Source organism: Achromobacter sp. UBA4530, assembly GCF_002388205.1.
Taxonomy (GTDB): domain Bacteria; phylum Pseudomonadota; class Gammaproteobacteria; order Burkholderiales; family Burkholderiaceae_B; genus Achromobacter; species Achromobacter animicus.
This window is the reverse complement of the sequence record NZ_DGMA01000028.1, coordinates 43,470-57,532: the sequence shown is the minus strand read 5'-3', so window position 1 is coordinate 57,532 and position 14,063 is coordinate 43,470. Positions and strand designations below refer to the sequence as shown.

Here is a 14,063-nt window from a genome sequence, read left to right as displayed (position 1 = left end):
ACATGGGGACCAGTATGCTTGCCGAGCAACGCACCCTCACCAAGGCCGAGCTGGCCGAACTGCTCTTCGAGCGGGTCGGCCTGAACAAGCGCGAAGCCAAGGACATCGTCGATACGTTCTTCGAGGAAATCCGCGACGCCCTGGCGCGCGGTGATTCCGTCAAGCTCTCGGGTTTCGGCAACTTCCAGGTGCGCGACAAACCGCCGCGCCCTGGTCGCAACCCCAAGACCGGAGAAACCATTCCCATCGCGGCGCGGCGCGTGGTCACGTTCCACGCCAGCCAGAAACTCAAGAGCGTGGTGGAGCAGGCCGTTCCCGCAGCACCGGAGGCCGCGGAGTGATACGCTTTGTCGGTAATTGTTATCGGCGCCCCACGCATCGCGCGCATAAAATCCGCTTATGACACGTACTGAATCCACCGTTACCCTACCGCCCATTCCCGCCAAGCGTTACTTCACCATCGGCGAAGTCAGCGACCTGTGTGGCGTCAAGCCTCATGTCTTGCGGTACTGGGAACAGGAATTCACGCAGCTCAAGCCCGTGAAGCGCCGCGGCAACCGCCGCTACTATCAGCATCACGAAGTGCTGCTTATCCGCCGCATCCGTTCGTTGCTTTACGAACAAGGCTTCACGATCAGCGGCGCGCGCAATCGCTTGGGCGACGCGCGCGACGTGCCGCACGATCAGGACGCCGCCGTGCGCCTGTCGGGCACCGAGATGCAGTCGTTGCGCAATGAGCTCGGCAACGTGTCCGCGATGCTCGCCGAAGCATTGGGCGCCGCGGCCATTGCGCCCGCTGCCAGCAGCACGACGCACACGGCGCCTGCCGCCTGAGCCGCTGTCACCGCGGTTCATCGCTTGAAATCCAAAGCTTGATATCAGTTCCCGCAGCGCGCGATGGCCTTCATGGCCGCGCGCTCTGCACAACATAGTGCCTTGCGCTGTGTGGACGTCGGCTCATCACATGCAGTCTTGTGAAGGGCGCACGCAAAGCGCAAAAATTTTTTCGAGTATTCAGCACTTTTTTCGCACCAATGCGTGCAAACATTTTTTAGTTCTGCTATACTCTTTTTCTTTCGGGGCGTAGCGCAGCCTGGTAGCGCACTTGCATGGGGTGCAAGGGGTCGCGAGTTCGAATCCCGCCGTCCCGACCAGTAGTTCCAAGGCCGTCAGTGAGAAATCACTGACGGCCTTTCTCATTGTGGCGGAGACTCCCTTATTTGAGCCGCTTATGGTGTGAGCAACGTCAACGTCGGGTTGCTCGTGTCGGTGCTGCGATGCGGTTTGCAGAGCCAATCAGCTTGGTAAGCTCCGCCGTCGAGTGCAAGGGGATTGCCGTCGGGATCCTACGGCATTTTGCTGTCCGTCTCGGGCACGCCCGCCGCGCGCAGGCGACTAGCGAACGTGTGCTTTAAAACTGTGCGCCCCGCAGCTGGCAAATCCCGGGTGCGGCGCGGCGTCTAGATCCTTCTCCCCACTGCGCCGGACCGCTTTCTCGCGCTATACCAAGCCGTGTCATTCGTCCGGAGCACGGCCGCGTCCCGCTACGAAAAAAACAATTGAGGACGCCGTGCCCGTTGAAGCTACAAAGTGCGCGGGGCTCAGGCGAGAAAAAGCTCTGGGCGTGGCTTCAATCGAATCAATCTGCTAGAAAGGCCACAGGGTCCGCCGTGCTCGGTGAAAAATTTCCGTTCCGCTGTAGTTGCAACGAGTATTCCATGACCGTCGAATACTCCAAATTTCCAGCTTGAGTATTCCTAAAGTGACGGGGGGTGGGGTCGTAGGAGACGTGCATATCAACAAGAAATCGTCCGCACTTTGAACTAAAGCCGGTTCCTGTCGCGAACCAAGCGGTGTATACGCCGGAGGGGATACCTTGAAAAGTGTGTGCCTGACCGCGCCTGACAAACCCGCTAAACGCTGTGTGACCTTGCGCGTCCTTGAGCTTTACCAGCGCATCTCGGTTGTGATTAGCGACGATACGAAGTTCGTGATCTCCGTGCGCGCTTGGATGCATCAATACCGTTCCGGTGCTCAGGGGAGTTCCCTCTTCTTGGCACAGTTGCCGAAGCGTATCTGCATCTGATCCTGCCAGAATGTATGTGGCGTTGACATATCCAAATCCCGCCCGGTGGGAAACCGGAATCCAGCCATTACTTGCAGGACCTTCAAATGACACCGTATCGAGAAAGCGTAGTCGGGCGAGAACGTCGTGGTTAACGCCCGGGCCGGCACGAACGTTCAGCTCTACTGCGTTAACACGTCCCCTCGGCAATTGGCTTGTCATTGGGACAGAAGCAGGTGTTGATGGGAAGGTCGCAGGTTGCAACGCCACGGGGGCTGGAGTTCGATTGACGAATGGTGGGTTCGCCGCACTGGCAGTCGACCCATATCGACTGGCGCTTGGACTGGGAATGGATGAGTCCGTCGGTCCCGCGGATTTATGTGCGGTTTTCGTCTTAGACCCTTGCGTGTTCATCAACGCTAAAACTACTACCAGTATCAAAAGGACCCCACCCCAGGACCATCCGGACGACCGCGCGGATCGCGTTGTTGCTTGCGGCGGCGGTTGCGGGGAAGGGGCCTTCGATGGCGGATCGGGACGGGGCGCTGAGTCGCGAGGAGCAGCCCCCTGCCTGCGAGCATCCGCTTGATTGTCGACCCTTGCCTTAATTTCTTGCTGAGCAATCCATGCGTCATGAGACGCACGACGTACAGGGTCCGACAACTCCGCATACGCCTCATTTATAAGTCGCATGGCGTTTGCCGCGGCCGCAGACCCCCCGTGCTTATCCGGATGGTACTGCTGGGACAGGGCTTTATATGCCGCCCGAATCACGAAATCGGGAGCGTTGCGCGCAACCTTCAGGTTGTCGTAGTGGGTATGGATTGTTGGTCCCATTTCATTCGATAGTGACGGCAGGGCGGTCGTTTGTTCGCCGCAAAATAATAGCTACAAAAATCGTCTTTCGTTACATACAAACAAAATTTTTCTCAAACGCGGGTAAACCTCTGGGCTACTCACCCTTCGTGCCAGTAAGGATCCCTTGGCCGCGTCGTACCTCCGAGCACAGTGACGACTTAGTGGCCTAGGCGGAGGGCTGTCTTTAGAATCGTGCTGAAGGCACTTAGGCGGATCCCGAAGACTTTGGCGGTTTCGCGCATCTTGGCAGTTTCGGGTGGGGCTCGCGCCTAACCTGTTGCGCCAAACCACATCATAAGTGATCCGCACATCCGACCTTTTAGGACATCGACGATGACCCGAACTTCCCACGCGATCCGCCGGGATCTTCGCCCAGTTCAGGCTGCTCAAGGGCATTAGCGCCACCGCCTACGTGCGGCGCGGCTGTCCAAGGGCGCTGAGGCGCGGCTGAATACCTTGTCCTCCATAGTGCCATTAAGTTGCAGGGCGGCGCACCAGATACCGCCGGTGGAAAAGGCGCAACCGAGATCCTGGCCTGTCTGAATGGCGAGCACGATCATTTCAAGGCCTGGATTGCAGCCTACTGAGCCGAGCGCCTGGCTGCGGAATGGCAGGTGCGATTCGACAATGGCGTGGCCGATTGCTTTGCCAACGAAGGCGCGGCGCGTGCAGAAGCGGCGAAGTGGCCGGGCGCCAAGGCCGAAGCTGCGTCGCGCGAGCGCCTGTTCACTCCCGAAGATATCGCGGCTGGCAAACGGCTCGCCGCCGGCAAGATGGCCGACGGCCGCGACCGCGCGGCGGTTTACCGTGAGGCGCTGGCCGAGTTCAATGCCCTTCAGCGCTCAGGGCTGAACGTGGCGCAGGAGGCCGGCTTGGTCAATCCCACCGCCCGCCATCTGGGGGGGAGCGAGTTTTACGTCCCGTTCTACCGTGTTATGGAGGACGATGCCACCGGCACGATGGGGCCTGACCAAATCGGCGGCCTAGTCGCCAGCACGCCTACAAGCGGTTGAAGGGCGGCACCGACAAGCTGGGTGACTTGGTCGCCAACACGGTGTCGAACTGGTCCCACCTGCTTTCGGCCAGCATGAAGACCCTGGCCGCACAGGGCGCCCTGCAAGAGGCGGAAAAGCTTGGCATTGCCACGCGCGTGCGCCAGGCCGAGCGCGGGAGCGTGCGGGCCATGTTCAACGGCCAGGAGCGTCACTACCTCGTGGACGATCCCCTGGTGATGAACGCGCTCGGCGCTGCATTACGTGGGGTCCAGTGACCCATTCACCAAGGCGGCCCGCAAGTTCAAGCAGGCTCTGACGGTGGGCGTGACGATCAGTCCGACGTTCCGCGTTCGCAACCTGCTGCGCGACACCATCCAGGCCATGTCGATCGACATCAATCTGTCCGTCAACCCGCTGCGCAACTTGGCCGAAGGCTGGAAGGCGACGGGGGCCGAAAGCGACACCCGGCGCCGGCTGATGGCGGGCGGTGGTGCGGTCCGGTTCGGATCCTTCAATGACGGCAACGCCCGCAACGTGAAGCGCCTGGTGGACGAGCTGGGCGCCCACCCCGACGACGTCATCACGTCGCCCGTCGGTATGGGACGGGCGTTACGCAAGGCCTTCGACTGGTACCAGGAAACGGGCGACAGGGCGGAGACAATCAACCGCGCGGCCATCTACCAGCAGGCGCGCAAAGCCGGGCGCAGTCACCTGGAGGCCAGCTACGCCGCGCGGGACTTGATGGACTTTACCGCTGGCGGTACGTTCTCGGCGATCCGCCTGTTGTCCCAGGTAGTGCCGTTCTTCAACGCCCGTCTGCAAGGCGTGTACAAGCTGGGCCGCGGCGCGGCCGCTGACCCCGCGCGCTTTGCCGCCGTGACGGGCGCGGTCGCGATGGCGTCGGCGCTGCTCTACCTGGGCATGAAGGACGACGACGACTACAAACAGTTGCCGGACTGGGCACGCAACACGTTCTGGATCACCAAGCTGCCGGGCACCAATCAGTTCGTCTACATCCCCAAGCCGTTCGAAATCGGCGCCCTGGGCAGCGTGGTCGAGCGCGGCACCGAGCTGGCGTTTGGCGGCGATGACTTCCGCCTGGGCGACTTCGGCCGCACGGTGGGCGCCATCCTGACGGAGCAGCTATCCATGAACCCCGTGCCCCAACTGGTGAAGCCCGCCATGGAAGCGGCGTTCAACTACGACTCCTTCCGCGAGCGCGACATCGACAGCGTGGGCCAGCAGCGCCTGCCTGCCGGCGATCGCTTCATGGCATCGACTTCCGCCGGCGCGGTGGCGCTAGGCCAGGCGCTGGGTGTCTCGCCACAGCGGGTCGAGCACCTGGCGCGCGGGTACTTCGGCTGGCTGGGCACACAGGCGCTGAACGTCTCGGACTATCTGGCGCGGCCACTGTCGGGCTTGCCGGAGAACCCCCGCCGCGACCTTGGCCGCGTAGACAACTGGATCGTTGTGGGCGATTTCGTGAAGGAGGCTGACCCACGAAGCAGCAAATACATCCAGCGCTTCTACTATGAGCAGCGGGAAGTGAACCAGGTCTATGCGGCGTATTCGCAGGCCCGTGAGCTGGGCGGCCTGGAGCGCGCGCGCGAGCTGGCCGGCGATGACCGGCAACGCGTGCGCGCTCTGTTCAAGGCTGCGGATAGCCAACTGCGGGACGTGAACACCAGGATCAAAGCACTGGGGTGCGCCGACCTGCAGTCGGAGGAGAAGCGCGCTCAGCTGGATCTGCTGTACCGCGCGCGCAAGCGGCTGGCCATGCTGGCGGACGAGCGTGCGCGGGCCGCGCGCCCCTGATGGAACCCGCCATTTCTGAGCAACACCGCCCTTCGGGCGCGTTTTTTTGGGAGCAACTATGTCTGGATTTGCCTTGTCGGCGCGCAGTCTACAGCGCCTTGAGGGGGTATACGCCCAGCTTGTCGAAATCGTCAAACTGGCGATTCAACGAACGGCGGTGGATTTCACAGTGGTGGAAGGCCTGCGGACGTCCGAGCGCCAGCGCGATCTGGTGGCCGCAGGCAAAAGCCAAGCCGCGAACGGCCTGCGCCTTCGCCAGGCGGATGGCTAAGGCCATGCCGTCGATCTGGCGCCGCTTGTCGGTGGCGCCATTCCGTGGAACGAATGGGCCAGGTTCAAAGAGTTGGCCGACGTGGTAAAGGCCTGCGCCGCGGAGCTAGGCGTGCCGGTGGAGTGGGGCGGGGACTGGAGGACGCTCAAGGACGGACCGCATTTCCAACTGCCCCGCGGCTGGCAGGCAGCAGCATGATGGCCGCCGGTGGGAAGCTGGTAGGCATTCTGGTTGATTGGCGTGGCTACGCGGCCGCGGCGCTTGCTGGCGCGCTGGCAGCCGGCAGTGCGGCCTGGACCGCACAGGGCTGGCGCTATGGCGCGGACATTGCCACGATGCGCTCAGATGAGTCCGACCGCGTGTCGGAGGCGCAGCGCCAGGCGCGCGAGATCCTGCAGCGGCGCTACGCCGCGGTGGGCGTAATCAATGAACGAAACGCGATGGCCGAGTGGGCCGCATATGGAGGGCTGAGCAGTGCGCAATCGAAGATGACGGCCTGCGGGCTGATATTGATGCTGGGCGCCCAACGGCTGCGCGTCCACGCGACCAGCAGCCCCCCACCGGTGGTAGAGTGCCCGGAACCGGAATCGCCACCGGCGTGGATCATGGAACCCGCCCCGAACTTGATCCCACTGCTCGATCGGATTATTTCGCCTTACGAGCCGGTATCCGGAAGCTGACCGCGCAGCTACAGGCTTGCCAGGCGCGCCTTCTCCCGTCTGTGCCGAGACACTGACCGTGGTGTATAAGCCCAGTTGTTGCCGTCTAGGATATGGAGGAGTCATGGGTTGGCTGCGGAAGTTCACGGAAACCGCCCCAGTGCGAGATAGCAGGCGGGCAGCAGAGGGAGCGCTTCTTATCAGAGAGGCTAGTAGGAAAAAAGCCGTGATTGAGTTGCAACTCCTCGATATTGCGGCACAACGGGCGCGGTTGGAGCAGCGCGCCATTGACCGTCTAGGGAATGACAGTATCTTCCAACTGTACGGCGGTGTCTTGATCGACTACCAAGAGTTTGCGCAAAATGTTGATCGCGGGGGACGATCCGCGCAACGTGAAATTGCAAAGCTGCAGGCGCAAGCCAATGACGTTGCTGGGTATGTAGCGCTCAAAGAATTCGAGCTTGAGTTCGCCAAAGCGCTTGATGAGGTGCTGGTGCAGGCAAAAAGGCTGTTGGATAATATTGCCGCAGTCCAACTGCAAGCCTACGAATTTTTCCGGGCTAACGGAGTAAACCCCAATGACTCTTGAGCGTAGCGAAGCGCCCAAAATCTAACGACACTTTGGGCACTTCGTTTCGATCGAAGTTTGTCGCCAGGGCTAAGGGAACGCGCTGGTGGCGACCCTTCGATCTATTTACCTACATGCTCGGCCCGGATAGCAGCCGAGTTGGAGAACTTGCGGGAACTGCAGGCCGCGCACGCATCGCGGGACTGATAGGCGGGCGTTCATACGATGATGTGCGGGCTGGCAACTCGTGAGCCAGGTGTGGTCACTCCGCGAAATAGCACCGCCTTCGGCCGTCCGCTCGAGCGGACACGGGGCGTGCGAAAACGCCCCTTCCCTGGAAAGGAAGGGGCGAGTTACGCGGCGTCTACTTCTTGGGCTTGGCGGGTGCCGGGCGACGAACCGTTTCAATCACGGTTGTCCTAGGGCGTTGCTCAGCCTTTTTCACCGGGATGAATTTGCCGGTTCCGGCATCTCGGCCAATGCGAACAGTTTTAGTAGCCATGACGGCTCCTTTCAGTGTGGATTGAGTGATTAAGCAAAGCGCTTGATCGCTTGGGGCGGGCCAGTCGAAGCCGAGCCCGCGCCTTCACGACAATGCGCCTATCGCGGCGCGGAGCGCCAGTGTTGGCATACGAGCTCAGGCTTGCCGAAGCGCACCCGGGTGTATGTCCGAACACGGACGAGGCGTGGACGGTTCAGAAAATGAGCCATCTTGCCCTCCTTGTAAGGAGTGCCTTACGTAACAACTCAGTCGTTGACCGCGCGATCTCGAAAGACCTACAATCCACAGGTTTCTCGTTCGAAACATCTGAGAGAGCGACCGAAGGCTTTGGTGCTCTTTTCCCCTGGGCTTCACGGCGTTGGCGCGCTGCGAGGCCCTTTCTATTTTGGCGACCGTCATAGTCGGTCCTGTAAATCCGCTTGCCGCAGGATGAAGTGCGAAAGAAGCGGTACGGCAAAAGCATATCGGCCATATCGATTCTTAAAAACAAGCCCCGCAGTCACAAGTGAGCCGAGCATTTGGTTTACGTGGCTGTTAGAAAATGATTTCATTCCAGCGGTTTTTGAAGCCTCGACAATTTCTTGGACCGAGAATTCCATTTCGGCGTTGGGTAAGTTCGCGATTACAGTCATCAGGTCTCGTTGCCGATCTGTAGCACGCGCCCATCGTCCCGAGAAAAAATCGTTGTCCAATTTGGCCACGATTGACGTAAATCGCTCATCGTCCAATGTCTCTCCGCGCAATACCAAGTCATAGCACTCACGACATATGAATTGGATGAAATACGGATAACCTCCGGAGACTTCGACAATTTTTTCGATCCCAGCCTGTGTGAATTGCATCGGAGAGTTAGCAATCGGCTTCGTAATAGCTGCTTCGGAATCGGCTGGCTCGAGTCGATCAAGGGTAATCACGTGGAACATACGTTCTGAGTATGTTCGAGCTTCTACAAGCTTGGGGAAAAGGGTCGGCAGGCCGGTTAGCAATAGCATGTACGGCACGCCTTTCCTTTGAATGGACTGAAACGTGTCCAACAACATCGAGAGAGGGTACTGCTCCTTTTGAGCATGGTCTGCAAGGTTCTGTGCCTCGTCGTAGGCGAAGACGATTCCGCGTCCCCCGGCTGCTTTTATAGCCTCCCAGGACAATTCAAGCACAGCTTTAAGCTTGTCGCCGATAAGGCCCGGGGTGTTTTGATAAACGCTCAGGAGATGTTGGTGGTCGAGTCGTCGTACGATGGTCGACGCGGGAGACACCAAGCTCGATGCTGGTCGTTGTTCGATAACCTGATATCCAGACGTGGCAACAGAAAGGTCGGCTAGTAGGCGGGTCACCATATTTTCTTCGGATACCGATGCGGATTCGGAGAGATCCGTGGAGACCCAGTGCCATCCCCTTTCCCGCGCGGGACGGCGCAGATCCTCCAGCAGGACCGTCTTACCCACACCGCGAAGCCCGGTGAGAACGACATTGCACAAGATCGTCGTTTGGTCGAAATAACGCTCCGCGTCTGCACGTTCATTCGCTCGGCCAGCAAGGAAAGGGGGTGAGTGCCCGGCGCCCGGCGTGTAGGGATTCACCATGCCCATATTTTCCTTCGGCACTTGAGGTGCACGCGAAGGGTACAAATCGGCGGCAGTGGGGCGCGTCATAAGAAAGGCCTGTAATGTGGATGGAGTGAATTTAGCCCAACGACTAATTCTAGTCAACAAGGTTATAAATTTAGTGTCTGGGCTAATAGTAGGATTTATGCAACAAACGGCTTCTTATTCGTTCCCTGCGCACCACTGCATCCACCAGCCCTGGTAATAGCGCCGCCCGTTAATCTCTTCGAAGCCGTACACCATCATTTCACGGTCGGAACAGAAGGTGAGCAGTTCCGGCTCCAGCAGGTCAGGTGTTGGCCCCTTCGCCGTCGCGCCGAACTTGGCGAGACCGTCCATTGTCATGACGCGCACCTGACGTCGCATGTCTTGGCGGGTGATGGAGTACATCCGCACGGTGCCGGTGACGGCTGGTGCGGGGTCATTGTCCCGGCGCTTTTGACCGAGGTAGTGGGTGCGTACGACCGAGCAAAGCATACTTCGGCGGGCGAAAAGCTGTATGTATGTACAGTATTTGAGGGGGCAGAATCGGGGGTAGGTCATCGGAGCTGCGACCAGCTTGTCGGAGGGGAAGGGTTCGAGGAAGTCGCGGCTTTGATCGGGGCTGGCGGTCAGCCAGTCGCCATACGCGCCCTCGGGAAGAATCACGACCATGCGTTTTTCTTTATTGGGCTGGTGGTAGTGGCGGAACAGCGGATCCTGGTCGGCGTTGATGGTGAGCATCGTGTAGCTCTCGTGCCACTGGCCGGCCGCGTCCCGGTAACGATCCCACAGCCCGGCTATCCCGAGCGGCGCGCCGTCGGCCCGCGTGAATCGCGTGGCCACAGCCTTGCCGGGTCGCTAGTTGGGTTCGAAGATGGCTTCGGCAGGAACAATGCAATGCTGCGCGCGGCGCCAAGCGTTGCGGAAGGTGAAGGCGCTGGCAACGCGGTCGTCGCGCGCGTTAAACGTGGAAAGCTCCTCCGCGACAGCCAGCGCGTCTGGTGGAACCAGATATCAGGCCCCAGCGGCCCGTCACAGCTCGATACCGGTCACGGCCTCGTCGCCGGAGTCATGCTCTGGCGGCCGGCGGACAAACACGCTCTGGTACCGTGGCCACATGTCGTACTTGCCGAGCACCCCTGGCCTGGTCACGCCGAATTTCTTCAGCAGCAACTCGGCGTCTTTGAGGGTTTGGTAGTGGGTGCACATGGAACACTCCAGAGGCAGTCGAGAGTGAGATCTCCGATGAACTCGAATTATGGGCGCGTCATTCTGGCTCGCAGAACTTTCGCGCCTTATGTTACATAGTGTATATGCTGCAAATCTGTGTCAACAGTGAAAGAGAGGATGATGGATTTTGCCGATACATTGATGGCCGCAGGCCAGCGGTTTGCCCCTGCGTGGACCGACTATCTTGCTTACGTAGATGCGGTAAAAAGCCTCATTACTGTAATTCCACATCAGGTCGTAACGACTGCGATTTGGGCGGGCTTGATTTTTTGGGCAGCCAAGAGGTATGAGGGGCCGATGACCCGCCTTATCGTTGCCCTTCATCATCGAATAATGACCGGGAGCGGTGTCAAGCTGGGGGTGTTGGAGATTACGCCAACTCCAGATAGCGTGGTTCAGATGCAAGCAGCTGCTGACGCGGCGACAGCTTCTTCAGTGCCCCCGCAAGAGGAGTCTGGGGTTGATGACACAGACGGCAGAACACAAGATAGTGACGAACCGGCCGCCAAACCGTCAGCGCAGGCCTCGCCGGAGGGACGTGCGGAGGCTACTGCGGCAGTTGCAGAGAATGATGCTCCTACACGAACGTATCGTAGTAACTGGATAAAAACGCGTCGTGGCAGGTTCGTTTTGGAGCAAGGCGGCGATATGCTTGCGCTCTACTACCACGCGGAGGACTTGGTCTTCCAGATGCTCCAAAATCAATATGGTGAAAAATTACAGCGTCACGTCACTCTCGGTGGTGTTTTCGCAGTCGACGCTGTAATTGGGGATCCCTGGCAATTGACCGTCGTAGATGTCCTTTTGGCCGGGCCAAGTTCGGGAGCGAATTTGCCTTTTAAGCTACAGAACATGTACGCAAATCTCCAGGTCCCGGAGCTCGCCCATTGGGGCATTACGGAAGTGCGGCAGATCGTCGTCTATACAGAAGATACCAATCAGGACGAACTCAAAAGACATGTGGCACGCGCCCACCGGAAATGGAGCTCATTCCAGACGAGTATTAACTTGGTAGTGCAGGTTTGTGCAATGGCCGATTTGGAGGCGCAATCTGGCGGTGAAGGGTAGCCCTGAGTGTCGCCCGCCCACCATTGTTTCTGCGGAAGATTTGCGGGACGTTGTTGACCATCACAGAGCGGTGTTGCGCATGGTTTTCAGCGAGCCAACCGCCTAAGTTGTTGAAATTCTTGGAATTTCTATAATTCTGCTTGCATGAGGTGCAAGGGGTCGCGAGTTCGAATCCCGCCATCTCGACCAAGAGTTCCAAGGCCGTTAGTGAGAAATCACTGACGGCCTTTCTCATTTGCGGGCTCAGGTTCCTGGTTCTAGCCAAATTCACAAGATGCCGTGGAGTACGCGCGTTTCGTGGCGCCCGCGCGTACCGTTCTAGCCCCCTCTTTGCATCCTATAAAAACAGCAATGCGCCAGCCGCAACGGCTGTGGGCCCCAACGCACCCAGCAATAACCCGCCAACGCTGATCGTCTCGTCCGAAAATCCGCGTTTCAGCAGCGCTACGCCCGCAGGGTTCGGTGCGTTCGCGATAACCGTCAAGCCGCCGCCCGCAACCGCGCCCGACACGAGCATGTACTTCGATTCGTCGGATATGCCCTCAATCAGCGAACCCAGGTAGGTCAACGCGGCATTGTCGGTGATCGCGGTGAGCGACAGAGATCCGAAAAACAACGCTAGCGGTTCCAGGCTCGAGATGATGGGTTGCAGCCACCAGCCCTGCATGCCTCCCAGGATGACCAGCCCAGCCAGGAAGAAACCAACGAGCAACGCTTCTTTGATGATCAGCGGATTCTGATGCCGTTCGTACGCCTGGGTGTAACCCAGGAACAGCAGAAAGAGGCCGATGAACGCGACAGGGTGGTGCGCCAGTGCCACGACCGCCGCCAGCACGGCCAGATGGACCAGAACAACCGAGAGCGGCACGGGAGGCCTTTCCGACCGGCCTACGCTTTCAGTCGGCAATTGCAGCAGATACTTGCGCATCATGAGTGTCGCAACGGTCGCGTTCACGATGACGGCAATCGCGGCTTTCCAGCCAAAGGTTGCCAGCATGAAAGCGGAATCCCATTGCCAGGTTGCAGCAACCATCAAGACGGGAGGGGCGGCATAGGCCGTCAAGGTTCCTCCGATCGAGATGTTGACGAACAGCACGCCAAGCGCGAAGTACTTGGGAACAGCCGGGATTACGGGCCGGAACAGTTGCGGCGCCAGCATCAGGGCAGCGATGGTCATGGCGGCCGGTTCCGTGATCAGCGATCCCATCAGCGGTACCGCGGCCAGGCCCAACCACGCCGTCGCAACGGAGGTATGAAAGGGCACCTTCCTGGCAATGAGGTTGACTGCGGCCATGACAGTCTGGAGTACCGGGCGGGACGCCGCCACTACCATGACGACAAATACAAACAGCGGTTCGGTGTAATTGCGAGACTCGGCGTACGCGAGCGCTTCTGCGCCGCCGGCGGCCATCGCCATGACGATAAGCAGCACAAATGCCCAGAAGCCGAAGACGATTTCGACTTCGCCCAGAAGATGGAACAAACCGGCGTGGCGAGGGTAGCGGTGCGATAGCCGCTCGAACTGCTTGACGGTGAAGGTGTGGATCAGCGCCAGCGCAAAAATGATGGCGGCTGCAATGTCGAGGGCGTGGGTGGTGCTGGTCTGCATGGACGTGGGGGTTCCGCGCGGCGGCCCGACCAGCGCTTTGACCTGCCAGCGCGAAGGAAGACGCCTGACACCCAGTCAGGCAGTGTATCAAACTGAAGGGACCGGACCGTGCAATTCGAGGGGGCGATATTGAACCTCACGGACCTCCAGTCCGACCGCCGCCGTACTCAATCAATTGAACACATCAATCAGCACATCCGCGACTACAGCCGTCGCAATGGCAACAAGTACAAGATCCGAGCCGGCGATTCGCCATTCGTACCCGGGATAGGCGGGGAGGCGAGCGAGCATTGGGCCGGGGACCATTTTTTTGGCGATACCTGGAGGCAGGGGCTTTCCGCGTGCGAGGTTTTTGCGGATGCCGGGCGGCAGTTGGCTGTAGCCCGACAGACCGTACTCATGTGCGTAGGTTCTGGCGGTTGAGACCGTGATGCCTGCAAAGCGCAGCGTGACGCTGGAACTATCGGAATTGCCGGTTTTGCCGTTTGATCCGCCGCCGCTACCGGAATAGCCTTTTCCAGCGCCGTTGCCGTTGTTATTGTTTTTTCCGCCGCCCTTGTTTTGGCCCTGCCCCTGACTCTGGCCTGGGTTGTCAGGTTTGCCTTTGCCCTCTGGCGGCGCGGCGAATGCGCCGGTGTTCAAAAAAATACAGGAAATGGCTGCAATAAATCCCGGCTTGGCCCTGAATGTCATGACTCGCTCCTACTCAGCCTGAGGCTGGCAGGCTGATTCTAGGGCGGGCAAACATTTTTAGGGTTTGCGGACCTGATCATTTGTAAGCGACTGCGTGCGCAGGGGGGAAGGGGCCGCAGCGGCGAGAGGGAGGGAGTGTGCGTA

Annotated in this window: 14 protein-coding genes, 1 tRNA gene and 2 pseudogenes; 11 read left to right on the top strand and 6 right to left on the bottom strand. The window is 59.6% G+C overall.

What is annotated here, in order from left to right; genetic code table 11:
- Window positions 1–2: 2 nt before the first annotated feature.
- The 3 genes from B2W22_RS20390 (at window position 3) to B2W22_RS20380 (ending at window position 1,154) form a co-directional block, all read left to right on the top strand.
- Window positions 3–341 (top strand): integration host factor subunit alpha, encoded by a 339-nt coding sequence (locus B2W22_RS20390; protein ID WP_082579019.1) that lies wholly within the window; start codon window positions 3–5, stop codon window positions 339–341.
- Between the two features lie 58 nt (window positions 342–399).
- Entirely contained in the window at window positions 400–834 is a 435-nt protein-coding gene (locus B2W22_RS20385) for a MerR family transcriptional regulator (RefSeq protein ID WP_218343345.1), read from the top strand.
- 243 nt (window positions 835–1,077) lie between these two features.
- A tRNA-Pro gene (locus tag B2W22_RS20380) sits at window positions 1,078–1,154 on the top strand.
- Window positions 1,155–1,639: 485 nt separating this feature from the next.
- Here B2W22_RS20380 and B2W22_RS20375 read toward each other — a convergent pair.
- Window positions 1,640–2,902: a J domain-containing protein gene (locus tag B2W22_RS20375; RefSeq protein ID WP_218343346.1), complete on the bottom strand. Its 1,263-nt coding sequence runs from the start codon at window positions 2,900–2,902 to the stop codon at window positions 1,640–1,642.
- Window positions 2,903–3,537: 635 nt separating this feature from the next.
- Between B2W22_RS20375 and B2W22_RS20370 the strand changes: the two genes are divergently transcribed.
- From B2W22_RS20370 to B2W22_RS20340, 7 genes and pseudogenes are all read left to right on the top strand, one after another.
- Window positions 3,538–3,936, top strand: coding sequence for a hypothetical protein (locus tag B2W22_RS20370; RefSeq protein WP_218343347.1), 399 nt, complete (start codon window positions 3,538–3,540; stop codon window positions 3,934–3,936).
- A complete protein-coding gene (locus B2W22_RS20365) occupies window positions 3,933–4,193 on the top strand; it encodes a hypothetical protein (protein ID WP_286939364.1) in 261 nt (86 codons plus the stop codon). Before B2W22_RS20370 ends, B2W22_RS20365 begins: the two co-directional genes overlap by 4 nt.
- A complete protein-coding gene (locus B2W22_RS20360) occupies window positions 4,180–5,733 on the top strand; it encodes an LPD38 domain-containing protein (protein WP_218343349.1) in 1,554 nt (517 codons plus the stop codon). Before B2W22_RS20365 ends, B2W22_RS20360 begins: the two co-directional genes overlap by 14 nt.
- Before the next feature lie 58 nt (window positions 5,734–5,791).
- Window positions 5,792–6,004, top strand: a complete 213-nt coding sequence (locus B2W22_RS20355; RefSeq protein WP_286939363.1) for a hypothetical protein — start codon at window positions 5,792–5,794, stop codon at window positions 6,002–6,004.
- Window positions 6,005–6,016: 12 nt separating this feature from the next.
- Window positions 6,017–6,202: pseudogene (locus B2W22_RS20350) on the top strand (M15 family metallopeptidase); the annotation flags it as partial.
- Window positions 6,199–6,684 carry an Rz1 family lipoprotein gene (locus B2W22_RS20345; protein WP_255595388.1) on the top strand — a complete coding sequence of 162 codons (486 nt, stop codon included), beginning with the start codon at window positions 6,199–6,201 and terminating at the stop codon, window positions 6,682–6,684. The pseudogene B2W22_RS20350 and the gene B2W22_RS20345, both read left to right, overlap by 4 nt.
- A 205-nt stretch (window positions 6,685–6,889) precedes the next feature.
- A complete protein-coding gene (locus B2W22_RS20340; RefSeq protein ID WP_286939362.1) occupies window positions 6,890–7,252 on the top strand; it encodes a hypothetical protein in 363 nt (120 codons plus the stop codon).
- Window positions 7,253–8,128: 876 nt separating this feature from the next.
- Here the strand turns inward: B2W22_RS20340 and B2W22_RS20335 are convergent.
- From B2W22_RS20335 to B2W22_RS20325, 3 genes and pseudogenes are all read right to left on the bottom strand, one after another.
- Window positions 8,129–9,385, bottom strand: coding sequence for an ATP-binding protein (locus B2W22_RS20335; RefSeq protein WP_218343352.1), 1,257 nt, complete (start codon window positions 9,383–9,385; stop codon window positions 8,129–8,131).
- A 114-nt stretch (window positions 9,386–9,499) separates the two neighbouring features.
- Window positions 9,500–10,312, bottom strand: a pseudogene (locus B2W22_RS20330) (SOS response-associated peptidase).
- A 39-nt stretch (window positions 10,313–10,351) separates the two neighbouring features.
- Entirely contained in the window at window positions 10,352–10,528 is a 177-nt protein-coding gene (locus tag B2W22_RS20325; RefSeq protein WP_255595390.1) for a hypothetical protein, read from the bottom strand.
- 138 nt (window positions 10,529–10,666) lie between these two features.
- On the opposite strand from B2W22_RS20325, the gene B2W22_RS20320 reads away from it, so the two are divergent.
- On the top strand, window positions 10,667–11,617 hold the full coding sequence (locus tag B2W22_RS20320) for a hypothetical protein (protein WP_286939361.1): 951 nt from the start codon (window positions 10,667–10,669) through the stop codon (window positions 11,615–11,617).
- A gap of 337 nt (window positions 11,618–11,954) precedes the next feature.
- Here B2W22_RS20320 and B2W22_RS20315 read toward each other — a convergent pair whose 3' ends face one another.
- Window positions 11,955–13,226: a putative Na+/H+ antiporter gene (locus B2W22_RS20315; protein WP_218343354.1), complete on the bottom strand. Its 1,272-nt coding sequence runs from the start codon at window positions 13,224–13,226 to the stop codon at window positions 11,955–11,957.
- 171 nt (window positions 13,227–13,397) lie between these two features.
- On the bottom strand, window positions 13,398–13,919 hold the full coding sequence (locus B2W22_RS20310; protein WP_286939359.1) for an anti-virulence regulator CigR family protein: 522 nt from the start codon (window positions 13,917–13,919) through the stop codon (window positions 13,398–13,400).
- Between the last annotated feature and the right edge of the window lie 144 nt (window positions 13,920–14,063).

What these genes read in the sequence shown, in the direction of transcription:
- B2W22_RS20310 (WP_286939359.1), bottom strand. Translation starts at nt 13,919, where the DNA reads ATGACATTCAGGGCCAAGCCGGGATTTATTGCAGCCATTTCCTGTATT.
- B2W22_RS20375 (WP_218343346.1), bottom strand. Translation starts at nt 2,902, where the DNA reads ATGGGACCAACAATCCATACCCACTACGACAACCTGAAGGTTGCGCGC.
- B2W22_RS20345 (WP_255595388.1), top strand. Translation starts at nt 6,199, where the DNA reads ATGATGGCCGCCGGTGGGAAGCTGGTAGGCATTCTGGTTGATTGGCGT.
- B2W22_RS20320 (WP_286939361.1), top strand. Translation starts at nt 10,667, where the DNA reads ATGATGGATTTTGCCGATACATTGATGGCCGCAGGCCAGCGGTTTGCC.
- B2W22_RS20390 (WP_082579019.1), top strand. Translation starts at nt 3, where the DNA reads ATGGGGACCAGTATGCTTGCCGAGCAACGCACCCTCACCAAGGCCGAG.
- B2W22_RS20325 (WP_255595390.1), bottom strand. Translation starts at nt 10,528, where the DNA reads ATGTGCACCCACTACCAAACCCTCAAAGACGCCGAGTTGCTGCTGAAG.
- B2W22_RS20385 (WP_218343345.1), top strand. Translation starts at nt 400, where the DNA reads ATGACACGTACTGAATCCACCGTTACCCTACCGCCCATTCCCGCCAAG.
- B2W22_RS20315 (WP_218343354.1), bottom strand. Translation starts at nt 13,226, where the DNA reads ATGCAGACCAGCACCACCCACGCCCTCGACATTGCAGCCGCCATCATT.
- B2W22_RS20355 (WP_286939363.1), top strand. Translation starts at nt 5,792, where the DNA reads ATGTCTGGATTTGCCTTGTCGGCGCGCAGTCTACAGCGCCTTGAGGGG.
- B2W22_RS20335 (WP_218343352.1), bottom strand. Translation starts at nt 9,385, where the DNA reads ATGACGCGCCCCACTGCCGCCGATTTGTACCCTTCGCGTGCACCTCAA.